17 protein-coding genes and 2 tRNA genes are annotated in these 23,313 nt (G+C 68.7%); 17 read left to right on the top strand and 2 right to left on the bottom strand.

Translation table 11 applies throughout. The features are described 5' to 3' along the window. Nucleotides 1-111: 111 nt before the first annotated feature. Nucleotides 112-930, bottom strand: coding sequence for a hypothetical protein (locus tag ACFUCU_RS00795; RefSeq protein WP_377970044.1), 819 nt, complete (start codon nt 928-930; stop codon nt 112-114). A 105-nt stretch (nt 931-1,035) separates the two neighbouring features. Here ACFUCU_RS00795 and ACFUCU_RS00800 point away from each other — a divergent pair, with 105 nt between their 5' ends. The 15 genes from ACFUCU_RS00800 to ACFUCU_RS00870 all read left to right on the top strand — a co-directional run bounded on the left by ACFUCU_RS00800 (nt 1,036) and on the right by ACFUCU_RS00870 (nt 21,218). After that, on the top strand, nt 1,036-2,004 hold the full coding sequence (locus ACFUCU_RS00800) for a LysR family transcriptional regulator (protein ID WP_377970045.1): 969 nt from the start codon (nt 1,036-1,038) through the stop codon (nt 2,002-2,004). A 99-nt stretch (nt 2,005-2,103) separates the two neighbouring features. Next, entirely contained in the window at nt 2,104-3,822 is a 1,719-nt protein-coding gene (ilvD, locus tag ACFUCU_RS00805) for a dihydroxy-acid dehydratase (protein ID WP_377970047.1), read from the top strand. Between the two features lie 412 nt (nt 3,823-4,234). Beyond that, nucleotides 4,235-6,136: an acetolactate synthase large subunit gene (locus tag ACFUCU_RS00810; protein WP_377970049.1), complete on the top strand. Its 1,902-nt coding sequence runs from the start codon at nt 4,235-4,237 to the stop codon at nt 6,134-6,136. Between the two features lie 2 nt (nt 6,137-6,138). Next, the gene (gene ilvN / locus ACFUCU_RS00815) at nt 6,139-6,651 is read left to right on the top strand and encodes an acetolactate synthase small subunit (protein WP_290257479.1); all 513 of its coding nucleotides are present in this window, start codon (nt 6,139-6,141) and stop codon (nt 6,649-6,651) included. Between the two features lie 79 nt (nt 6,652-6,730). Further along, a complete protein-coding gene (gene ilvC / locus ACFUCU_RS00820) occupies nt 6,731-7,756 on the top strand; it encodes a ketol-acid reductoisomerase (protein WP_290257480.1) in 1,026 nt (341 codons plus the stop codon). A gap of 138 nt (nt 7,757-7,894) precedes the next feature. Then, nucleotides 7,895-9,490: a phosphoglycerate dehydrogenase gene (serA, locus tag ACFUCU_RS00825; protein ID WP_377970052.1), complete on the top strand. Its 1,596-nt coding sequence runs from the start codon at nt 7,895-7,897 to the stop codon at nt 9,488-9,490. A 215-nt stretch (nt 9,491-9,705) separates the two neighbouring features. Continuing rightward, complete coding sequence (locus ACFUCU_RS00830; protein ID WP_377970054.1) at nt 9,706-12,495, top strand: ABC transporter permease; 2,790 nt, start codon at nt 9,706-9,708, stop codon at nt 12,493-12,495. After that, complete coding sequence (locus ACFUCU_RS00835) at nt 12,492-13,262, top strand: ABC transporter ATP-binding protein (protein WP_377970056.1); 771 nt, start codon at nt 12,492-12,494, stop codon at nt 13,260-13,262. Before ACFUCU_RS00830 ends, ACFUCU_RS00835 begins: the two co-directional genes overlap by 4 nt. Nucleotides 13,263-13,271: 9 nt before the next feature. After that, nucleotides 13,272-14,831, top strand: a complete 1,560-nt coding sequence (gene metG / locus ACFUCU_RS00840) for a methionine--tRNA ligase (RefSeq protein WP_377970058.1) — start codon at nt 13,272-13,274, stop codon at nt 14,829-14,831. Between the two features lie 103 nt (nt 14,832-14,934). Further along, nucleotides 14,935-15,987, top strand: coding sequence for a 3-isopropylmalate dehydrogenase (locus tag ACFUCU_RS00845; protein WP_377970059.1), 1,053 nt, complete (start codon nt 14,935-14,937; stop codon nt 15,985-15,987). Nucleotides 15,988-16,083: 96 nt separating this feature from the next. Then, nucleotides 16,084-17,196 carry a branched-chain amino acid aminotransferase gene (locus ACFUCU_RS00850; protein ID WP_377970060.1) on the top strand — a complete coding sequence of 371 codons (1,113 nt, stop codon included), beginning with the start codon at nt 16,084-16,086 and terminating at the stop codon, nt 17,194-17,196. A 47-nt stretch (nt 17,197-17,243) separates the two neighbouring features. Next, on the top strand, nt 17,244-18,029 hold the full coding sequence (locus tag ACFUCU_RS00855) for an MBL fold metallo-hydrolase (RefSeq protein ID WP_364134908.1): 786 nt from the start codon (nt 17,244-17,246) through the stop codon (nt 18,027-18,029). Between the two features lie 10 nt (nt 18,030-18,039). Further along, nucleotides 18,040-18,816, top strand: a complete 777-nt coding sequence (locus ACFUCU_RS00860) for a fumarylacetoacetate hydrolase family protein (RefSeq protein ID WP_290257489.1) — start codon at nt 18,040-18,042, stop codon at nt 18,814-18,816. A gap of 105 nt (nt 18,817-18,921) precedes the next feature. After that, a complete protein-coding gene (gene gltX, locus ACFUCU_RS00865) occupies nt 18,922-20,469 on the top strand; it encodes a glutamate--tRNA ligase (protein ID WP_377970061.1) in 1,548 nt (515 codons plus the stop codon). A gap of 2 nt (nt 20,470-20,471) precedes the next feature. Beyond that, nucleotides 20,472-21,218 carry an HAD family hydrolase gene (locus tag ACFUCU_RS00870; protein WP_377970063.1) on the top strand — a complete coding sequence of 249 codons (747 nt, stop codon included), beginning with the start codon at nt 20,472-20,474 and terminating at the stop codon, nt 21,216-21,218. Between the two features lie 44 nt (nt 21,219-21,262). Here the strand turns inward: ACFUCU_RS00870 and ACFUCU_RS00875 are convergent, their stop codons facing one another. Next, nucleotides 21,263-22,693 (bottom strand): hypothetical protein, encoded by a 1,431-nt coding sequence (locus tag ACFUCU_RS00875; RefSeq protein WP_377970065.1) that lies wholly within the window; start codon nt 22,691-22,693, stop codon nt 21,263-21,265. Between the two features lie 344 nt (nt 22,694-23,037). Here ACFUCU_RS00875 and ACFUCU_RS00880 point away from each other — a divergent pair. Together ACFUCU_RS00880 and ACFUCU_RS00885 are read left to right on the top strand one after the other, a co-directional pair. Then, nucleotides 23,038-23,109 (top strand) — tRNA-Gln (locus tag ACFUCU_RS00880). A gap of 108 nt (nt 23,110-23,217) precedes the next feature. Further along, nucleotides 23,218-23,290: transfer RNA gene (locus ACFUCU_RS00885), tRNA-Glu, on the top strand. The last annotated feature ends 23 nt before the right edge of the window (nt 23,291-23,313 follow it).

A 23,313-nucleotide genomic window follows, 5' to 3' on the forward strand; every position in this document is an offset into this window, starting at 1 on the left:
ATTCCGCGGATTTCCGGGCCTCGGGGGCCCGCCCGCCCTGCCCTGAACGGATGCCGGGAGGGGCGGCGGGCCGGCGTTGCAAAGTGTGAAGTGAGTCACAGTCCGGAAGCGTCAGAGCCTGACGCGGCGGGGCGGGCGGAAACCGGCCGCCTCTGCGTGCGCGGCCGACTCGAACCACACCCCGGCCCGGGTCTCCTCGTAGCCCTGGCTGGTCTCCTCGAAGTAGGTCATGGTTTCCGCGTCACCCTTGACGGTGAAGTCGGCCGGGCCGCTGCCGTCGGCGGCCGGTGCGGCCGAGCCGACGCCGTAAGGCTGCTCGGCGGCAAGGTGGCCGGCGGGCTCCGGTTCGGGCATCGGTTCCGGCATCGGCTCGTGGCTGGGAGCAGGCGCCGGTTCGTGAGCGGGTTCGGTCGCCGATTCGTGCACCTGCTCCTGGGCCGGGGGAGCGGAGTGGCTGGCCGAGCCCTCGACCGCGGCGGAGGATGCCGCCGCCTGCAGGGTCTCCGCTTCTGCGGCCTCGGCCGCCGCGGACTCCGCCCCCGGGAGAGTGGGCGCGTGCGGTCCGGTGTACTCCGGGTGGTGCACCGGCGCGGCTTGGGCTTCCGCGGGGGCAGCCTCAGCAGGGGCTGTCTGGGTAGCGGGCTCAGGTGCGGCGGTGGGTTCTGAGGCGGCGGCCGGTGCTGCGGACGGTGCGGGCTTGGCGGACGGTGCGGGCTTGGCGGCCGGCGCGGGCTCGGGGACAGGCGCCGCGGCTGCCGGAGCAACGGGCTCCCGCTCGGCTGCCCGCGGCGTGCTGCCGGCGGCCGGTGCACCGGCGGACTGCGTGCCGGAAGCCTGGGTGCCGCCGGTCCGTCGGCTGTTGCGGTTCAGGAGCGTCCACACCACCGCGACGATCAGCACGATGACAATGAGCCAGATAATCCAATCCATGGCCGGATCCTTCGGGTCGGGCGGCAGGGTTGCCGTGTGCTTGACGTTACGTCCGGCCCTCGCGGGTGTCCAGCAACGCCCGGACGGCCCGTGTAGCCTCGGCTCATGGACTTCAAGAGGCTGCGGATCCTCCGCGAACTGGCGGACCGCGGCACCGTCGGGGCCACCGCGGAGGCCATGCAGGTCACCCCGTCTGCCGTCTCCCAGCAGCTGAAAACGCTGCAGGAGGAACTCGGGGTGGTGCTGGTCGAGAAGTCCGGGCGGGGCGTCCGCCTGACCGAGGCCGGCCTGGCGATGGCCGGCGCCGCGGCCGAAGTGTCTACCGCCATGGCCCGGGCCGAGGCCACCATCGACACCTACCGCCGCGGCTGGCAGACACGGGTGAGCGCGGCGTTCTTCCCCAGCGCCGCGGAAATGTTCCTGCCCGGCCTGCTGCATCGGGTCCGCGAGATCGACGGGCTGCGCTTCGAGGCCCACTTCGAGGACCCCGGCGTCGCAGGCTTCGCCGCCCTGGCCGCCGACTACGACGTCGTCCTCGCGCACAGCGTGGACGGCCCCGAGGTCTTCGCCAGGCAGGGCCTGGAGGTGGTCCCGCTCCTCGACGAGCCGCTGGACGTTGCGGTTCCCGCGGGGCATCCGCTCGCGGCCAAGGCCAGCCTCAGTGCCCAGGACGTCATCGGCTGCCCGTGGATGGGCGTGCCGGACGGCTTCCCCTTCGATACCGTGCTGCGCCAGATCGAGATGCAGGCAGACTCCCCGGCGCTGAGGGCCCAGCTCTACCCGGATTTGCGCGTCCTCGAGGCCCTGGTCAGTGCCGGGCACGGGCTCAGCCTGCTGCCGCGCTACACGGCCCTGAAGAACCAGGGCCGCGGCTTCGTGCTGCGCCCCCTCCGGGGCGTGAAGGCGAGCCGCAGCATCGTGGTGCTGGCCCGCCCCGAGGCCGCGGCACGCACCACCATCCAGGAAGTGATCGCCCTGTTGCAGGCCGAGGCGCGGGCGGTGGCGTTGGCGCCGGAACTGCGTGGCGGAGATCACGGAAAACCTGCGGGTCATGCGGCGGCTTCCGCAGTCTAGGACGTGAGTCCGCCGTGGGGGCGGAAATATTCCGGAATTGCCGCTTAATCCGGCCGGGCGGCTCGTTGGCATCCTCGCCGGACCCATAGACTTTGAGCCATGAGCCAGGACACCGAAGCAGCAGCAGCCACACCGGACATCAAGCCCCGCAGCCGCGTCGTCACCGATGGCATCCACGCAGCCCCGGCCCGCGGCATGTTCCGAGCCGTCGGCATGGGCGACGACGACTTCGCCAAGCCGCAGGTGGGCGTCGCCAGTTCGTGGAACGAAATCACCCCCTGCAACCTCTCCCTGAACCGGCTGGCCCAGGGCGCCAAGGAAGGCGTCCACGCCGGCGGCGGCTTCCCGATGCAGTTCGGCACCATTTCCGTCTCGGACGGCATCTCCATGGGCCACGAGGGCATGCACTTCTCCCTGGTCTCCCGCGAAGTCATCGCCGACTCCGTCGAAACCGTCATGCAGGCCGAGCGGATCGACGGCTCCGTCCTGCTGGCCGGCTGCGACAAGTCCCTCCCCGGCATGCTGATGGCGGCGGCCCGCCTGGACCTCGCCAGCGTCTTCCTCTACGCCGGCTCGATCATGCCCGGCTGGGTCAAGCTCGAGGACGGCTCGGAAAAGGAAGTCACCCTCATCGATGCCTTCGAAGCCGTGGGCGCCTGCGCCGCCGGCAAGATGAGCATGGAGGACCTGACGCGCATCGAAAAGGCCATCTGCCCGGGCGAAGGTGCCTGCGGCGGCATGTACACCGCCAACACCATGGCCTGCATCGGCGAGGCCCTGGGCATGTCCCTCCCCGGTTCCGCGGCCCCGCCCTCGGCCGACCGCCGCCGCGACGACTTCGCGCGCAAGTCCGGCGAGGCCGTGGTGAACCTGCTCCGCCTCGGCATCACGGCCCGCGACATCATGACCAAGAAGGCCTTCGAGAACGCCATCGCCGTCACCATGGCCTTCGGCGGTTCCACCAACGCGGTCCTGCACCTGCTCGCGATCGCCCGCGAGGCCGAGGTCGAGCTGACCCTGGACGACTTCAACCGCATCGGCGACAAGATCCCGCACCTGGGCGACCTCAAGCCCTTCGGCCGCTACGTCATGACCGACGTCGACAGGATCGGCGGCGTGCCCGTGATCATGAAGGCGCTGCTCGACGCCGGCCTGCTGCACGGCGACTGCCTCACCGTGACCGGCAAGACCGTCGCGGAGAACCTGGACGCTATCAACCCGCCGGACGTTGACGGCAAGATCCTCCGCGCCCTGGACAACCCGATCCACAAGACCGGCGGCATCACCATCCTGCACGGCTCGATGGCCCCGGAAGGCGCCGTCGTCAAGAGCGCCGGCTTCGACGCCGACGTCTTCGAGGGCACCGCCCGCGTCTTCGAACGCGAGCAGGGCGCCCTGGACGCGCTGGATAAGGGTGAGATCAAGGCCGGCGACGTCGTCGTCATCCGCTACGAGGGCCCCAAGGGCGGCCCGGGCATGCGCGAGATGCTCGCCATCACCGGCGCCATCAAGGGCGCCGGCCTCGGCAAGGACGTCCTGCTGCTGACCGACGGACGCTTCTCCGGCGGCACCACCGGCCTCTGCATCGGCCACGTGGCGCCCGAAGCGGTCGACGGCGGCCCAATCGCCTTCGTCAAGGACGGCGACCGGATCCGCGTCGACATCGCCGCCCGATCCTTCGACCTGCTGGTCGAGCCCGCCGAGCTGGAAGCCCGCAAGGAAGGCTGGCAGCCGCTCCCGGCCCGCTACACCAAGGGCGTGCTCGCCAAGTACGCCAAGCTCGTCCACAGCGCCTCCACCGGCGCCTACTGCGGGTGATTCCTACCCTGGGGTTCCGGCGCTGGGCGCCGGAACCCGAGGGGCCCTCGGAATCCCAGTTATTAAGCCCTTCCGCCTATCGCGGTCGGGTCGCGGAGGGGGAGTAATACGTTCAGCAGGTGGACAATGGTGTCCAAATAGTGAGACAGGCGTCGGCCTCGTTGACACCCGTCTCGCTCAGAGGGAAAACTGAACGCATGACCGCAATCGTTACCGCCGGCATTGCTGCAGGTGTATCCGTCGTACTTACCAAGCGCGTGGCCTCATAGCCTCCACTGGTAACGAACCGTCACGCGCAAACCCCTCGAAGAGCCGGCAGGCTGAGGGGTTTTTTTATTTCCGTTCCACCCGTTCCGCCAGCACCACACGATCACTGTAGATCCACCCGAAGATCCACCTAAGGAAGAGTCCGATGAGCAAAGGATCGCCGATCAGCCCCTCGCTGATGGCTACGAAGTCCGCTGGAGCGCACAAAGCTCCGGAACGCGTCGAACGACCGGCCGACACCGCCGTCGTCGAGCATGCTGCTGCCTCTCCCGTCCTTGGGCCGAACAACGTCGTACCCCCGACGGTGATGACCGGCTCGCAAGCAATCGTCCGCGCACTCGAAGAACTCGGCGTCGAGGACATTTTCGGTTTGCCCGGTGGCGCGATCCTGCCCACCTATGACCCCTTGATGGCCTCCAGGATGAATCACGTCCTGGTCCGTCACGAACAGGGAGCCGGCCACGCCGCGCAAGGCTATGCCATGGTTACCGGACGGGTGGGCGTCTGCATCGCCACCTCCGGCCCCGGTGCCACCAACCTCGTTACCGCCATCATGGATGCCCACATGGACTCCGTGCCGATGGTGGCCATCACCGGCCAGGTCTCCAGCGGAGTCATCGGCACCGATGCCTTCCAGGAAGCCGACATTGTCGGCATCACCATGCCGATCACCAAGCACTCGTTCCTGGTCACCGACGCCAACGACATCCCCCACGTGATGGCGGAGGCGTTCCACCTCGCCTCGACCGGCCGCCCCGGCCCGGTCCTGGTGGACGTGGCCAAGGACGCCCAGCAGTCAGAGATGACCTTCTCCTGGCCGCCGAAGATCGACCTGCCCGGCTACCGCCCGGTGCTCCGCGGCCACAGCAAGCAGGTCCGGGAGGCGGCCCGCCTGATCGCGGCCGCCAAGAAGCCGGTCCTGTACGTCGGCGGCGGTGTGGTCAAGGCCCACGCCTCCGCGGAGCTGCGGGAACTGGCCGAGCTTTCCGGCGCCCCCGTGGTCACCACCCTGATGGCCCGCGGCGTTTTCCCCGACTCCCACCCGCAGCACGTCGGCATGCCCGGCATGCACGGCACGGTCTCGGCCGTCACCGCGCTGCAGCAGTCGGACCTGCTGATCACCCTCGGCGCCCGCTTCGATGACCGGGTCACCGGCATCCTCTCCTCCTTCGCCCCCAACGCAAAGGTGATCCACGCGGACATCGACCCCGCGGAAATCTCCAAGAACCGCACCGCGGACGTGCCGATCGTGGGTTCGGTCAAGGAGATCATCCCCGAACTGAGCGAAGCCCTGCGGCTGCAGTTCGAGGCCTCCGGCACCCCGGACCTGGCCAACTGGTGGGCCTTCCTGAACAACCTCAAGGACACCTACCCGCTCGGGTGGACCGAACCCGAGGACGGCCTGACCGCCCCGCAGCGGGTCATCGAGCGGATCGGTGCCCTGACCGGACCCGAAGGGGTCTACGTGGCCGGCGTGGGCCAGCACCAGATGTGGGCCTCGCAGTTCATCAAGTACGAGCGCCCGCACGCCTGGCTGAACTCCGGCGGCGCCGGCACCATGGGCTATGCCGTGCCCGCGGCGATGGGCGCCAAGGTGGGCAACCCGGACCGCGTGGTTTGGGCGATCGACGGCGACGGCTGCTTCCAGATGACCAACCAGGAACTGGCCACCTGCGCGATCAACAATATCCCCATCAAGGTCGCCGTCATCAACAACTCCTCCTTGGGCATGGTCCGCCAGTGGCAGACCCTGTTCTACGAGGGCCGTTACTCCAACACGGACCTCAACACCGGCCACGACACCGTCCGCATCCCGGACTTCGTCAAGCTCGCCGACGCCTACGGCTGCGCGGCCCTGCGCTGCGAACGCGACGAGGATATCGACGCGACCATCCAGAAGGCCTTGGAAATCAACGACCGTCCCGTGGTGATCGACTTCGTCGTCAGCCCCAACTCCATGGTCTGGCCGATGGTGCCCGCCGGAGTGAGCAACGACCAGATCCAGGTTGCCCGGAACATGACCCCGGACTGGGAAGAAGAGGACTGACCATGACCCGCCACACACTCTCCGTCCTGGTCGAGGACAAGCCCGGCGTGCTGACCCGCGTGGCCAGCCTCTTCGCCCGGCGCGCCTTCAACATCAACTCCCTGGCCGTCGGCCCGACCGAGGTCGCCGGCATCTCCCGGATGACCGTCGTCGTCGACGCCGACGGCGAGCTGATCGAACAGGTCACCAAGCAGCTGAATAAGCTGGTCAACGTGATCAAGATCGTCGAGCTCACCCCAGAATCTTCCGTACAGCGCGACCACATCCTGGTCAAGGTACGGGCGGACGCCGCAACCCGGCTGCAGGTAACCCAGGCAGCCGACCTCTTCCGCGCATCGGTGGTCGACGTCTCCACAGAGTCGGTCGTCATCGAGGCCACCGGCCACCCCGACAAGCTCACGGCATTGCTCTCGGTGCTGGAGCCCTTTGGCATCCGCGAAATCGTGCAGTCCGGCACCCTGGCCGTCGGCCGCGGGTCCCGCTCGATGAGCGACCGGGCCCTGCGCTCCGCGTAGGCGGCGCCGCACCTGCAGCACAGCGCCACACGAATTCACAGACAACACCCCACGAATCCATTAATAAGGAGACACCCCAGTGACTGAAATGTTTTACGACGACGACGCCGACCTGTCGATCATCCAGGGCCGCACCGTCGCCGTGATCGGTTACGGATCCCAGGGCCACGCACACGCCCTCAGCCTGCGCGATTCCGGTGTTGACGTCCGCGTCGGACTCAAGGAAGGTTCGAAGTCCCGCGCCAAGGCCGAGGCGGAGGGCCTGCGCGTCCTCAACGTCGCCGACGCCGTCGCAGAGGCCGACCTGATCATGGTCCTTACCCCGGACCAGGTCCAGCGCCACGTCTACGCCGAGGACATCGCCCCGAACCTGCAGGCCGGTGACGCCCTGTTCTTTGGCCACGGCTTCAACATCCGCTACGGCTACATCCAGCCGCCGGCCGATGTCGACGTCGCCCTGGTCGCCCCGAAGGGCCCGGGCCACATCGTCCGCCGCGAATTCGAGGCCGGCCGCGGCGTGCCGGACCTGATCGCCGTCGAGCAGAACCCGTCCGGCAAGGCCAAGGAACTGGCCCTGTCCTACGCCAAGGCCATCGGCGGCACCCGCGCCGGCGTCATCGAAACCACCTTTACCGAAGAGACCGAAACCGACCTCTTCGGCGAGCAGGCGGTCCTCTGCGGCGGCGCCTCGCAGCTGATCATGTACGGCTTCGAGACCCTGACCGAGGCCGGCTACAAGCCCGAGGTCGCCTACTTCGAGGTGCTGCACGAGCTCAAGCTGATCGTCGACCTGATGGTCGAGGGCGGCATCGCCAAGCAGCGCTGGAGCGTCTCCGACACCGCCGAGTACGGCGACTACGTCTCCGGCCCGCGGGTCATCACCCCCGAGGTGAAGGAGAACATGAAGGCCGTCCTCAAGGACATCCAGGACGGCACCTTCGCCAAGCGCTTCATCGACGACCAGGACGCCGGCGCACCGGAGTTCAAGGCCCTTCGCAAGAAGGGTGAGGACCACCCGATCGAGGCCACCGGCCGGGAACTGCGCAAGCTCTTCTCCTGGATCAAGAACGAAGACGACTACACCGAAGGATCAGTCGCCCGCTAGGGAACTGACCGGCAGGGGGAGCCGGACACCCGCAACGGGGGTCCGGCTTTCCCTGTGTTTACCTGCACCATCTGTTTACCCGCACCATCGATTCACCAAAATCCCCACCTGAATACAAGAGAGCTAAAGAGGTCACCGGTGACAAGCACCAAACCTGTCGTACTCCTCGCCGAGGAACTTTCGCCCGCCACAGTCGAGGCCCTCGGCCCGGACTTCGAGATCCGCCAGACCGACGGCGCCGACCGTTCCCAGCTGCTCTCGGCGATCGCCGACGTGGACGCGATCCTGATCCGCTCGGCCACCCAGGTCGACGCCGAGGCCATCGCCGCGGCAAAGAACCTCAAGGTCATCGCCCGCGCCGGCGTCGGACTCGACAACGTGGACATCAAGGCCGCCACCCAGGCCGGCGTCATGGTGGTCAACGCCCCGACGTCGAACATCGTCTCCGCCGCGGAACTGACCGTCGGCCACATCCTGAGCCTGGCCCGGCACATCCCGCAGGCCTCCGCGGCGCTCAAGGATGGCGAGTGGAAGCGCTCCAAGTACACCGGTACCGAACTGTTCGAGAAGAAGATCGGCATCATCGGCCTCGGCCGCATCGGCGCCCTGGTTGCGGCACGGCTGAAGGGGTTCGACACCAAGATCCTCGCCTACGACCCCTACATCACCTCCGCCCGGGCCGCCCAGCTCGGCGTGCAGCTGGTGACCCTGGACGAGCTGCTGGCCCAGTCCGACTTCATCACCATCCACATGCCCAAGACCCCGGAGACCGTCGGCATGCTCGGCGCCGACGCGTTCGGGAAGATGAAGCCCACCGCGTACGTCGTCAACGTCGCCCGCGGCGGCCTGGTGGACGAGGAAGCCCTTTACACCGCGCTGGAGTCCGGCGAGATCGCCGGCGCCGGCGTCGACGTCTTCGTCAAGGAGCCAAGCACCGACCTGCCGTTCTTCAAGCTCGACAACGTGGTGGTCACCCCGCACCTGGGCGCCTCCACCGACGAGGCCCAGGAGAAGGCCGGCGTCTCGGTGGCCAAGTCCGTCCGCCAGGCCCTGGCCGGCGAGCTGGTCCCCGATGCCGTGAACGTTGCCGGCGGCGTGATCGCCCCCGACGTGCGCCCCGGCATCCCGCTGATCGAGAAGCTCGGCCGGATCTTCACCGCCATGACCCACGCGTCGCTGACCCAGTTCGACGTGGAGGTCGCCGGCGAGATCTCCGAACTGGACGTCAAGGTCCTCGAACTCGCCGCGCTCAAGGGCATCTTCGCCGACGTCGTCACCGAGCAGGTCTCCTACGTCAACGCCCCGGTGATCGCCGAGCAGCGCGGCATCAACGTCCGGCTGATCACCACCCCGGATACCGAGTCCTACCGCAACGTCCTGACCCTGCGCGGGGCGCTCAGCGACGGCAGCCAGATCTCCGTGGCCGGCACCCTGACCGGACCCAAGCAGATCGAGAAGCTGGTCGGCATCAACGGCTTCGAGGTCGAAATCCCGATCAGCGAGCACCTCGTGGTGGTCGCCTACTCGGACCGCCCCGGCGTGATCGGCACCATCGGCCACATCCTCGGCATGAACAACATCAACATCGCCGGCATGCAGGTGGCCCGGCAGGCCGAGGGCGGCCAGGTGCTCGCCCTGCTGACCATCGACAGCTCCGTGCCCCAGCAGGTCCTCGACGCCATCAAGGCCGGCATCGGCGCCGAGATGGTGCGCGAAGTGGACCTCGAGGACTAAGCACCCTTACCGGTTTGCCTGCGGCGGCGCGTCCGCCGCAGGCGTCCGGGAACCACCGGCCGGTCTGCGTACAATAGCTACGTCCGATTCCAGGATGTGGCCGGCAGACCGGCCTTTACTTTTGCACGCCCGGCAGGGGAAGCCTTCTCATCCGCGCCGAGAACCCGCGGACACGAACAGCGGCGTGTGCACGCAATCCAGCTTTCAGGAGCCCAATGAACGCCGTCCAAAGGTTCATCAGAAGCAGAGTGCTTTTGCTGACCGCGTCCATTTTGATCGTCGCCATGTGCCTGTCCGTCCTCGTGCAGGGACAGTCCCAGGCGGCGCTCAACCGCACCGTCGACCAGAACTCGCGCGGCCTCTACGACATCCTGGTCCAGGCCAAGCCCAGCTCGTCCGGAGCGCTGATGCAGCCGGACATCGCCACCGGCCAGGGCGGCATCGGCTTCGACCAGCTCGACGCCATCCGGAAGCTCTCCGGCACCTCCGTCGCCGCGCCGATCAGCCTGGTCTCGCGCGTCTCGCAGAACCTGGAGGCACCCCGCCTCTACGCCACCGACTACCTGGGCTACAACGCCGGCCTCGCCGGCACCGCCGGTGACCCCACCGCCACGGACCCCTCCAAGTGGCCCGCCGCGCAGTCCGTCCTGAGCGACACCCCCAAGAAGTACCGCGTGACCGCCAGCGCCGTCAGCTCCAACGGCTCCAGCGAACAGACGCTGTTCAAGACCACCGCCGAGGGCACCCTCGGCAAGGGCAAACTGGTCGAGGAACAGGTCGCCGGCGGCAAGAACGTCCGGATCGCGGGCCCGGCGGGGGAGACCGGCATCAAGTTCCCGGCCCCGGCCGGCGGCTCCGAACACACCCTCTTCAACCTCTCCGTGGCGCTGCCCCTGGCGCCGCAGGTCACCGAGTCCGTTGTCGCCGTCGACCCCGTCGCCGAACGCGCCCTGCTGGGTGGTGCCGGCGACTTCCTGGCACCCCTGGAGAAGGCCCCGCCCGCCGACGCCCGCGACGCCGGCGCGATCGGCCGCCACTTCGAGAGCCTCTTCACCAGCGGCATCACCATGGACCAGCTCAAGGAAGGCCCCGACTTCCTGGGCGTGAAGCTCAAGTACTGGGCGCCCCTGATGACCCAGTACCAGCAGGCCAAGAACGCCGGCCAGCTCACCGCCGACTCGCAGGCCATCCCGCTGATCGTCCGCTCCGGCACCTCCCTGGACCTGAAGTACTCGGTCAAGATCGAGGAAATCGACAACGCCGGCAACGTCACCAAGGACGTCGGCACCGTGACCCGGTCGCTGGACAAGGACTACCTGCCGTTCGTCTCGAAGGCCCCGTTCGACCTGGCCTGGCCCGGCTCCAAGGACCTCAGCTCGCTGATGGGGGACACCGGCGGCTTCGGCCAGGGCCTCTACAACCCCGCCATCTGGAGCACCGACTTCGCCACCGCGCCCAAGTACAAGGACGGCCAGACCGCCGGCAACGGCGCCGTCGAAAAGTCCGCCGTCCCCGGTGAATGGGTCACCGTGAACCGGCTCCCCGAGAAGGGCGCCAACGGTGCCGCCGTCGACCAGACCCAGCGCACCCCGGTGGACGAGCGCTCCTACCGGGAGAACCTGCAGACGGGCAAGAAGCCGGCGACGCCGCTGCCCATGGTCTACGGCACCTTTGATCCGGCCAAGGTCCAGGAGGCCGCCGGCGACGTCAACCGCCTCCCGCTGGGCGGCTACGACCCGACGCCGATGACCCTGACCAAGGACGGCTCCGGCAAGGACACCACCCCCACCGCCCTGAAGCCCTCGCTCAGCGCCACGGGCCTGGTGAGCCAGTCCGCCGGCGCCATCACCGACTACTACGGCCTGGCCGCCGCCCGCGGCTACGATAAGAACGCCTCCGTCATCGACGCCGTGCGGGTCCGCGCCAAGGTCGACGGCACCTGGAAGCAGGCGCAGCCCGAGGTCGAGAAGCTCGCCAACCAGATCCGGGACATGGGCCTGGAGGCCACCGTGGTGGCAGGCTCCGCCCGCGAGGACGCCAGTATCTTCGTGCCCGGCTACTCCAAGGACGACGCCGGCAAGGAATCCCCGCTGGGCACCGTCACCCAGTCGTGGGTGCGGCAGAACGCGGCCGACGCCGTGACCGGCTCGCTCTCGGGCACCAACCTCACCCTGCTGTTCCTGACCCTCTGCGGGGCCGCCCTGCTGACCGGCGCCTCCACCGTCAGCTACGTCCGCAAGCGCCGCCGCGAGGCCGGAACCCTGCGCGCCATGGGCTGGACCCAGCGCCGGATCCGCACCTGGGTGCTGGCCGAGTTCGGAGTCGGCGCCGCGGCGCTGGCCGCCGCCGGGATCATCCTGAGCCTGGTCAGCTGGAACCCCGCCACCGCGATCGTCTCCGCCTCGGTCCTGGTGCTCTACTGCGCCGCGGCCTTCTTCGCCGCCCAGCAGCTGCGCCACCGCGAGGTGATCGACCAGGAACCCCAGCATGACGAGCGGCTCATCCCGGTCGACTCCCCCCTGACCTTCGCCAGCCGGCAGCTGAGCACCAACAAGTTCAACACCGGCTCCCTGGCGATCGCCGTCGGCGTCTTCGGCGCCGCGGTGGGCGGCCTCGCCGCCCTGCTGATCGACATCCCGCGCGCCGCCGGCGCCAGCGCCCTCAGCGGCGTGGCCGCCGCCAGCATCGCCCTGCCCAGCATCATCCTGGGCATCTCCGGGGTTGCCGTGGGCCTGCTGCTGACCATGGTCACCGGCCGGTTCGAGCTCGCCGCCAAGCGCCAGTACCTGGGCACGCTGCAGGCGATGGGCTGGAACCCGGACATGCTGGGCCAGGTCCGCTTCTTCGAAAATGCCATGGTGGGAACCATCGCCCTGCCCCTGGGCGTCCTCGGTGCCCTGGGCGTGGGCCTCATCCTCGCCCCCTACGCCGCACTCTGGGCCGCCGTCGCCGGCCTGGTCGCGGTCCTCTGCTGGATCCCGATTGCAACGAAAGTAGTCCAATGACCAACGAGCTGAACCTTGACCGGGAAGCACACGACCGGATGACCACCAGCACCCGCCGTGCGGCGGCGCAGAAGACCCGCGCCAACACGATCGTGCGGCCGACGGACCACGCCACGCCGCTGGAGCTGAGCAACATCACCATCCACTACGGCGGCGGCAAGAACGGCGCCGAAGCCGTCAACGTCGTGGACGACTTCAACATGACCCTGCACGCCGGCGAGATGCACTGCGTCGCCGGCCGCTCCGGCTCCGGCAAGACCAGCATCCTCACCGTCGGCGCGGGCCTGACCCTGCCGACGTCGGGCCGGGTGTTCTGGGAGGGCGACTCGCTGGAGACCATGGGCGACGACGAGATCGCCGACCGCCGCCGCGCGCTGATCGGCTACGTGGACCAGGGCGGCGCCCTGATCGACGGCATGAGCGCGCTGGAGAACGTCCTGCTGCCGGCCGTCCCGGATGGCGAGGTCGAACAGCGCCGCGACATGGCCAAGGACCTCCTGGACCTGGTGGGCCTGGGCCGGCGCATGCGCCACCGCCCCGCCCAGCTCTCCGGCGGCGAACGCCAGCGCGTGGCGATCGCCCGTGCGCTGATCCTGGGCACCCGGGTGCTCGTGGTGGACGAACCGACCGCCAGCCTGGACCGGGCCTCGGCCAACCGCATCATCAGCATCCTCAAGGACACCACCTCGGACGGCATCGCCGTGCTGGTCGCTTCACATGACCACGAACTTGTCCGCCAGAGCGATACCCTCACCGAACTGATTTAGGTTTAACCCGTGACGTCTTCCGAAAAGCCCCCGTTCTACATCACCACAGCCATCACCTACCCGAACGGCGTGCCGCACATCGGCCACGCCTACGAATACATCGCCACCGATGCGATGGCACGGTTCAAGCGGCTGGACGGCTACGACGTCTTCTTCCTTACCGGGACCGACGAGCACGGGATGAAGATCGCCCAAGCTGCCGAGAAGGAAGGCATTTCGCCCAAGGAACTGGTCGACCGGAACGCGGAGATCTACCAGGCCGCCCATGCGGCCCTCGGCATTTCCTACGACCGCTTCATCCGGACCACGGACGCCGACCACTACGCCGCGTCGCAGGCCATCTGGAAGAAGATGGAAGCGAACGGGGACATTTACCTGTCCAACTATGAGGGCTGGTATTCGGTCCGCGACGAGGCCTACTACGGCGAAGACGAGACCGTGGTCAAGGACGACGGCCTCCGCTACTCGCGGGAGACGGACACGCCGGTCACCTGGACCGCCGAGGAGAGCTACTTCTTCCGGCTCTCGGCCTACCAGGACAAGCTGCTCGCCCTGTACGAGGCACACCCCGAGTTCGGGGCGCCGCAGTCCCGCTTCAACGAGGTCATCAGCTTCGTCAAGCGCGGCCTGGAGGACCTCTCCATCAGCCGGACCACCTTCGACTGGGGCGTCCCCGTCCCGGGCAGCGACGGGCACGTCATGTACGTGTGGGTGGACGCGCTCACCAACTACCTCACCGGCGTCGGCTACCCGGACCTCGACTCCGAATCCTTTAAGAAGTACTGGCCGGCCGACGTGCACGTGATCGGCAAGGACATCTCCCGGTTCCACGCCATCTATTGGCCCGCCTTCCTGATGTCCGCCGGGCTGGAGCTGCCCAAGCGCATCATGATTCACGGCTTCCTGCACAACAACGGCGTCAAGATGTCCAAGTCGCTCGGCAACGTGGTGGCGCCGGCGGACTTCGTCGCTCAGTACGGCCTGGACCAGGTCCGGTACTTCTTCCTGCGGGAAGTCCCCTTCGGGGCGGACGGGAACTACAACCACGAGGCGATCGTGGGCCGGATGAACGCGGACCTGGCCAACAACTTCGGCAACCTGGCCCAGCGGTCCCTGTCCATGGTCGCCAAGAACTGCGAGGGCAAGGTCCCCGTCCCGGCAGGCTTCAGCGCCGAGGACGACGCCCTGCTGGGACAGGCCCGCGGCCTGCTGGAGACCGCCCGGGCTGCGTTCGAGAAGCAGGAATTCAGCCGCGCGCTGGAGGCCATCTGGAATGTCCTGGGCGACACCAATGCCTACTTCGCCGAGCAGGCTCCGTGGGTGCTGCGGAAGACCGACGTCGAACGGATGAACACGGTCCTCTACGTCACCCTCGAGGTGCTGCGCAACGTCGCCATCCTGGCGCAGCCGGTGATGCCGACGGGGGCCGGCGCCATCCTGGACAGCCTTGGCCAGCCCGAGGGGGAGGCCCGCAGCTTCGCCGCGTTGGCCACGCCGATCGAGGCCGGCACCGCCCTGCCCGCGCCGGCTCCGGTCTTCCCGAAGTACGAGGAGACCGCGGAGGCCTGAGCCACCGGCCCGAACTCCGCGAACACCCCCGGCACGCCGCCGGGGGTGTTCGTATTTTGAGACGGATTGCCCAGCATGCGGATGGCCTTACTACCCTGAAGGTATGAGCGAATCCACGATCGACCTGGCCGTTATCCCCGGCGACGGCATCGGCCCCGAGGTCGTAGCCGAAGCCCTCAAGGTGCTCGAGAAGGCCGCCGCGGCCGAGGGCATCGTGTTGCAGCAGACCCACTACGACCTCGGCGCCGCGCACTGGCTGGCCACGGGGGAGACCCTGCCCGAGGAGACCCTGGCGGACCTGCGCGGCCGCGACGCCATCCTCTTCGGCGCCGTCGGCGCCGCTCCCGGGGACACCCGGATCCCGTCCGGCATCATCGAGCGCGAACTGTTGCTCAAGCTCCGCTTCAGCCTGGACCACTACGTGAACCTGCGCCCCTCCAAGCTGTACGCCGGCGTCGGCAGCCCGCTGGCCAACCCCGGCGAGGTTGACTTCATCGTGGTCCGCGAGGGTACCGAGGGCCCGTACGTCGGCAACGGCGGCACCCTGCGCAGCGGCACCCCGCACGAGGTCGCCACCGAGGTCTCGCTGAACACCGCCCACGGCGTCGAGCGCGTGGTCCGGGACGCCTTCCGCCGCGCCAACGAGCGCCCGCGCAAGAAGCTGACCCTGGTGCACAAGCACAACGTGCTGGTCTACGCCGGCCACCTCTGGAAGCGCACCGTGGAGGCCGTCGCCCAGGAGTTCCCCGAGGTCAGCCACGACTACCTGCACGTGGACGCCGCCACCATCTTCATGGTCACGGACCCTGCCCGCTTCGACGTGATCGTCACCGACAACCTCTTTGGCGACATCCTCACCGACCTCGCCGCGGCCATCACCGGCGGCATCGGCCTGGCCGCGTCCGGCAACATTAATATGGACCGCACCGCGCCGTCGATGTTCGAACCCGTCCACGGCTCCGCCCCGGACATCGCCGGCCAGCAGAAGGCCGACCCGAGCGCCGCGATCCTCTCCGCCGCCCTGCTGCTGGACCACCTCGGCTACGGCGCGGCCGCGCGGCGGATCGAGGCGGCCGTGACCGCCGACGTCGAGGCCCGCGACGGGAGCTTCCGCAGCACGGCGGCGATCGGCGACGCCATCGCGGCCGCCCTCTGACGCCCGGGCGTAAGCTAGTTTCGACTCACCAATTTGCTGCCGTGGTCCGAGGATGAACCACGTTCACACCGCCAGGCAGCCGACCATGGAGGAACCATGACCCAGACTGCCCATGGCGTCGAATTCGCGCAGCGGCTCTCGGCGAACCCGAAGTCCGCGGAAGAGCGCGCAGCCATCCTGGCGAACCCGGGATTCGGCGACTACTTCACCGACCACACCGCGATCGTCGACTATAGCGTCGACGCCGAGGGCAAAGGCGGCTGGCACGACGCCCGGATCGAACCCTACGGTCCGATCATGCTGGACCCCTCCGCCGCGGTCCTGCACTACGGCCAGGAAATCTTCGAGGGCCTGAAGGCCTACCGCCACGCGGACGGCTCCGTCTGGACGTTCCGGCCCGAGGCCAACGCCGCCCGGCTGAACAAGTCCGCCCGCCGGCTCGCACTGCCGGAACTGCCCGAGGAATACTTCCTCGCCGCCATCCGCGAACTGGTCTCCGTCGACCGTGACTGGGTTCCCTCCGGCGACGGCGAGGCCCTGTACCTGCGGCCGTTCATGATCGCCACCGAGGCGTTCCTGGGCGTCCGGGCGGCCCGCGAGGTCTCCTTCCGCGTGATCGCCTCCCCGGCCGGCAACTACTTCGGCGGCGAGCTCAAGCCGGTTTCCATCTGGATCTCCCGCGAATACGCCCGCGCCGGCCGCGGCGGCACCGGTGCCGCCAAGTGCGGCGGCAACTACGCCGCGTCGCTGATCGCCCAGCAGGAGGCCGAGGCCAACGGCTGCAAGCAGGTGCTCTTCCTGGACCAGTTCAACGACAACGCCGTCGAGGAACTCGGAGGCATGAACGTCTTCTTTGTGATGAAGGACGGCTCCCTGGTCACCCCGGCGCTCTCCGGCACCATCCTGGAGGGCGTCACCCGCTCCTCGGTGATCCAGGTGGCCCGCGACATGGGCCGCGAGGTCACCGAACGGAAGATCACCCTGGACGAGTGGCGCGACGGCGTGGCCTCCGGTGAGATCGCCGAGGTCTTCGCCTGCGGCACCGCCGCCGTGATCACCCCGATCGGCGTGCTCAAGGACGCCACCGAGTTCATCGGCTCCGAGGACGCCAAGGCCGGCGAGACCACCATGGCCATCCGCGAACAGCTGCTCGGCATCCAGACCGGCACGGTCGAGGACACCCACGGCTGGCTGACCCGCCTGGCGTAAGCACTCCGGCCCTGCCCTCCGGGCGGGCGCGGTGGGAAGATGGGACTGTGATCCATGACGACGTCCGGGCCCCGGTCCGGAGTACCGACCTGACCGCCTTCCATCTGGCGCCCAACCCGGGGCCGATGAGCCTGCACGGGACCAACTCGTACGTGCTCTCGGCCCCGGGGGCCTCCGCCGTCGTGGTGGTGGACCCGGGCCCGCTGGATGAGGAGCATCTGGCCGCGCTCGGCCGGGCCGGGACGGTGGAACTGATCCTGATCACCCACCGCCACGCCGACCACACGGCAGCGGCCGCCCGGTTCGCGGAGCTGACCGGCGCCCCCGTGCGGGCCGCCGACCCCGCGCACTGCCACGGCGCCGAACCGCTGGCCGACGGTGAGGTGCTGCACGCCGCCGGCGTCGAGATCCGGGTGCTGGCGACGCCGGGCCACACCTCCGACTCCGTCTGCTTCCATCTGCCCGGCGACGGCGAACACGGCTCGGTCCTCACCGGCGACACCGTCCTTGGCGTCGGGACCACGGTGCTGGACTACCCCGACGGGCGGCTGGGGGACTATCTCGACTCGCTCGACCGGCTGGAGCGGATCGGCCCGGCGACGGTCCTGCCGGCCCACGGGCCCATCCTCCCCGCGCTGGACACGATCGTCCGGGCCTACCGCGACCACCGCCAGGACCGGCTCTCCCAGATCCGCTCCGCCCTGGCCGAACTCGGCGGGGACGCCGGCGTCGTGGAGGTTGCGGACGCGGTCTACGCCGCCGTCGACCCCTCCGTCCGGCCCGCCGCAGAACTGTCCGTCGCCGCGCAGTTGGACTACCTGCGCGGACGGTAGGCTAGGGCGCATGCGTATCGCCCGGTTTGTAGTTGATTCTGATCCCCTTTACGGCATCGTCGAAGGCGAGCCTGGCAGTGAGGTCATCACTGTCATCCACGGCGACCCCTTCTTCAACGGCGTCGAACGGACCTCCGTGAAGCACCAGCTGGAGGACGTCCGCCTGCTCGCGCCGATCATCCCGCGCAGCAAGGTCGTCGGCGTCGGCCGCAACTTCGTGGAGCACGCCCACGAACTCGGCAACGAGGTGCCCGCCCAGCCGCTGCTGTTCCTCAAGCCCAACACCTCCGTGGTGGGCCCGAACGACCCCGTGGTCCTGCCCGAGTTCTCCGAGGAGATCTCCTTCGAGGCCGAACTATGCGTCGTGATCGGCCGGATCTGCAAGGACGTCCCCGAGGAGCGTGTGGACGACGTCGTCTTCGGCTACACCTGCGGCAACGACCTCACCGCCCGGGACGTCCAGAAGACCGACCTGCAGTGGGCCCGTGCCAAGGGCTTCGACACCTCCGCCCCGCTGGGCCCCTGGATCGAAACCGAACTGGACACCGAGGACCTGCAGATCCAGGGCCGCCTGAACGGCGAACTGCGCCAGGACGGCAACACCAACCAGATGATCCGCGGTGTCCGCGAGCTGGTCTCGATCGTCTCGCACGCCTTCACCCTGCTGCCCGGCGACGTCATCATGACCGGCACCCCGGCCGGCGTCGGCCTCGTCCAGGCCGGGGACCGCTACGAGGTGGAGATCGAGGGCATCGGACGCCTCTCCAACCCGATCGTCCGCCGCTAAAGAAACCCGCGCCGATTTCGGACAGCCGCACCGTGGAACAACGGTGCGGCTGTCCGTTTTCACAGCGGGAACGGGGACCGGGCACGCGGTAAAGTTGGTACCACTATGACTACTCCCACCGCGCCCGACGCCGTCTCCAGTTCTGCCACCACGGACCCGAACCGTGAAGCCCCCCGCGAAGTCACCGCGGACACCCCGGTCCGGGTCCGGTTCTGCCCCTCGCCCACCGGAACCCCGCACGTCGGCCTGATCCGCACCGCCCTGTTCAACTGGGCCCACGCGAAGCACACCAAGGGCACGTTCGTCTTCCGCATCGAGGACACGGACGCGGCGCGCGACTCGGAGGAGAGCTACCAGCAGCTTCTGGAGGCGCTGAAGTGGCTCGGCATCAGCTGGGAAGAGGGCGTCGAGGTGGGCGGCCCGCACGAGCCTTACCGCCAGTCCCAGCGCCTGGACCTCTACAAGGACGTGGTGGCCAAGCTGGTCGCCGGCGGCTACGCCTACGAGTGCTACTCCTCCCCGGAGGAAGTCGAGGCGCGCCACCGGGCCGCCGGCCGCGACCCGAAGCTCGGGTACGACAACTTCGACCGGAACCTCTCCGAGGAACAGCTCGCCGCGTTCCAGGCCGAGGGCCGGCAGCCGGTGTTGCGGATGCGGATGCCCGACGAGGATGTCACCTTCACCGACATGGTCCGCGGCGAGATCACCTTCAAGGCCGGCAGCATCCCGGACTACGTGATCGTCCGCGCCGACGGTTCGCCGCTCTACACCCTGGTCAACCCGGTGGACGACGCGCTGATGGGCATCACCCACGTCCTCCGCGGCGAGGACCTGCTCTCCTCCACGCCCCGCCAGGTGGTGCTGTTCCGTGCGCTGATGGAGATCGGCGTGGCCAGCTACCTGCCCGAGTTCGGCCACCTGCCCTATGTCATGGGCGAGGGCAACAAGAAGCTCTCCAAGCGCGACCCGCAGTCCAACCTCTTCCTGCTGCGTGACCGAGGCTTCATCCCGGAGGGCCTGCTGAACTACCTCTCGCTGCTGGGCTGGAGCCTCTCCGCGGACGAGGACATCTTCACCGTGGAGCAGCTGATCGAGAACTTCGACGTCCACGACGTGCTGGCCAACCCGGCCCGCTTCGACCTCAAGAAGGCCGAGGCCATCAACGGCACGCACATCCGTATGCTCGACGCCGAGGACTTCCGCGGCCGGCTGGTCCCGTACCTGCAGACCGCCGGCCTGGTGGGGGAGACGCTCACCGCGCGCGAAGAAGAGATCCTCGCCGAGGCTGCGCCACTGATCCAGGAGCGCATCTCGCTCCTCGGCGAAGCGCCCGAGATGCTCGCCTTCCTCTTCAAGGCCGACGACGCGGTGGACGTGGCCGACGACGCCCGCAAGGGACTCCCGGAGAACCTCACAGAGGTCCTCGACGCGGCCCTGGCCTCGCTGGAACCGCTGCAGGAGTGGACCGCGGAGAGCATCCAGGCCGCCCTGAAGGAATCGCTGGTCGAGGGCCTCGGCGTCAAGCCCCGCCTGGCGTTCGGGCCGGTCCGCACCGCCATCTCCGGCCGCCGGATCTCCCCGCCGCTGTTCGAGTCCATGGTCATCCTGGGCCGGGACTCGTCCCTGGCCCGCCTGCGCGCCTTCCGCGGCTGATGATGGATGCCGCCACGCGGGGCGGGGACCGGGCGGCCGGCGTGCTGGCGTCCGGTCTCACCTCCGTCACCGGCGTGCTCTTCGATATCGACGACACGCTGGTGGACCTGGAGTTCGCCATGACGGCGGCCCTGCGCGGCGTCAGCGAGCACCTGCTCCCGGGCCTGGATGAGGCCTCCTGGGAGAAGTTCGGCCGCATCTTCACGAAGGAAACCACGCACTACTACGACCGCTACCTGGCTGGCGAGCTGACGTTCAACGAGCAGCGCCTGCTCCGCGGCCGCGCCGCACTGGGGCACTTCGGCGTCGAGCTCGCCGAGGGGGAGCAGGCCCATCACTGGGTCAGCTCCTACGCGAGCCTGCAGCACAGCTACATCCGCGCCTTCGACGACGTGGTTCCGCTGCTGGACGCCCTGGACGCCGCGGGGATCCCGTACGGTGCCGTGAGCAACAACGTCCACGATTACCAGCGGGTCAAGCTCAACGCCGCCGGGCTGGAGCGGATCGGCGTGCTGGTCGGCACGGACACCGTGGGCGTCCCGAAGCCGGACCCCGCCATCTACCTCGAGGGCGTGCGCCTGCTCGGTACCGGCCCGGGCGAGACGCTCTACGTCGGCGACAACCGGCTACTCGACACGGACGGCGCGACGGCGGCCGGGCTGGTGGGCGTGTGGCTGAACCGCGGCGGAGACCCCGCGCCGGAGTTCACCGGACGCGAGGTCTCCACGCTGCTGGACCTGCTCGCCTGAGCTGATGTCCTTGGACGGCCTGGCGGGCTGGCCTGGGCGGTCCTTTAGGCCGGAGCCTGGGCGAGCCGCCGGTTCCGCAGCGCCAGGTAGGCGCCGACGGCGCCGAGCGCCAGCAGGGTCACCAGGCCCAGGGCCACGGCGACGTCGTTCTTGATCATGCTCGACGGCGACACCGCGGAGGCGCTGGAGAAGAGTGTGCCGGTTCCGGCGGCGATCTGCGCGTTGCCGTCGGCCAGTTTGTCGGCGCCGGTGGCGAGCTGCGTGGACCCCGCGGCGAGCTTACTGTTGCCGGTGTGGAGGTCGGAGGCGCCGGTGGCCAGTGCGGTGGACCCGTTCAGCAGGCCCGGGTTGGCCGGGTCCGCGGGATCGCCCTTGATGCCCGTGTTCAGCGCCAGGGTTCCGTCCGCGAGCCGGGAGCTGCCGTCGGTCATCTTGGCCGTGGCCTTCAGCAGGCCCGGGTGCTCCGGATCACCGGGTACACCGTCCATGCCCACCCGGATTTTCGAGGTGCCGTCCGCCAACAGTCGGGTGCCCAGGACAACGCCGGGGTTGTTGGGGTCCTGGCTGTTGAGCTTGGCCGCCAGAGCGGCGAAGCCGGCGGTAAGCTTCCCGGTTCCGGCGTAGAGCTGCCCGGCGCCGGTGTTCAGCTGGGCGGCGCCGCTGCGGAGCTGGCCGGCCCCGGCCTGCAGTTGCGAGGCGCCGGCGTCCAGGCGGTGGGCGCCGTCGAGGATCTTGGCGATCTTGTCCTTGACCACGGCCAGCGGCACCAGGCCCTGGACCGGATCATTGGCGGCGGCGTTCAGCTGCTCCAACGCCTGGGCCAGGGCAGCCGTTCCGGTTCCGGCCTCGGGGTTGTTGTTGGCGCCCCGGTAGCCCTTGAGCTGGTCGGTGCCGGCGGCGAGCTGGTCCGTGCCGGCGGCCAGTTGGCCCGTGCCGGCGGCCAGCTGGCCGGCTCCGGCGTTGAGCTGGGTGGCGCCGTCGGCCAGGTTGTTTTCCGCGTTGCCGGCGGCCGTGGGGGTCAGCGCGGCGGAGAGTTGGACAGCACCCGCCGCCAGCTTCTGGGCGCCGTCGTCCACCTGGTAGACGCCGGGGGCGAGCTTATTGTCCACGTCCGTCTGGATCTTGACCGCGCCCTCGGAGAGCTGGGTCGCGCCCTGCTGCAGTTGGTCCGCGCCGGGGGCGAGCTTGCCGGCGATGCCCTGGTGGATCTTCTCCGCGCCGTCCGAGAGCTTGCCGGAGCCGGTGTCGGCCTGGCCCGCGCCGTCGGCGAGCTTCCCCGCGCCGTCCTTGAGCTGCTGTGCCCCGGCGGCGGCCTGGCCGGCGCCGTCGTTGAGGCGGGCGGACCCGTCGGTGATCTTGCCCGTGACCAGGGTGTAGAAACCCAGCAGGGCGATCAGCAGCAGCGCCAGGACGGCGATGGCGATTTGTTGGGCCCGGTTACGGGGCGGAGCGATGGCGACACGACTCTGTGGCACTTTCTGTTCCTCTCGACGATCCAGCCGGCAACGGCTTCGCTGCCGGCCCCGCCAGTGTGATGCAGCTAACAGCCGTCTCCGGCCGTGGGGATGCTGCTTTTTGATTGGGGGAGGGTTTGGTTACTCGTTGGTAACTTACCGAGAGTAAACTTACCGGCGCCGGATTGGCAAGGGTTTTTCGCAGATTGACCGAAGTCGTCGGCCGCCAGGAGCGCCTTCGGGGGCGTACCGGCGGGGCCTTCGGGCCGATTTGTGCCGGACAAAAGTCTCGGGTAAAGTAATTACTCGTGCTGAGGCGCCGGGAGCGCGGGTTTAGGCCTGCGGAACCGGTCCGAAAGTCACATTGGGATATGGTGTAATTGGCAACACTACGGTTTCTGGTACCGTCATTCTAGGTTCGAGTCCTGGTATCCCAGCTCTGAAAATCCGCGGATTTCCGCGGAAAATCGGAGCATCTGAGTCGGTTCGACCGATTTGGAGAACAGCTGAAGATGTGAAACAATCTTCGAGCTGGAAAAGTGCAAGGCCCCATCGTATAGCGGCCTAGTACGCCGCCCTCTCACGGCGGTAACGCGGGTTCGAATCCCGCTGGGGTCACAAATTTCCCCCGGAGACTACGG

The organism is Arthrobacter sp. NPDC057259 (assembly GCF_042668995.1).
In the GTDB taxonomy this organism is placed as follows: domain Bacteria; phylum Actinomycetota; class Actinomycetes; order Actinomycetales; family Micrococcaceae; genus Arthrobacter.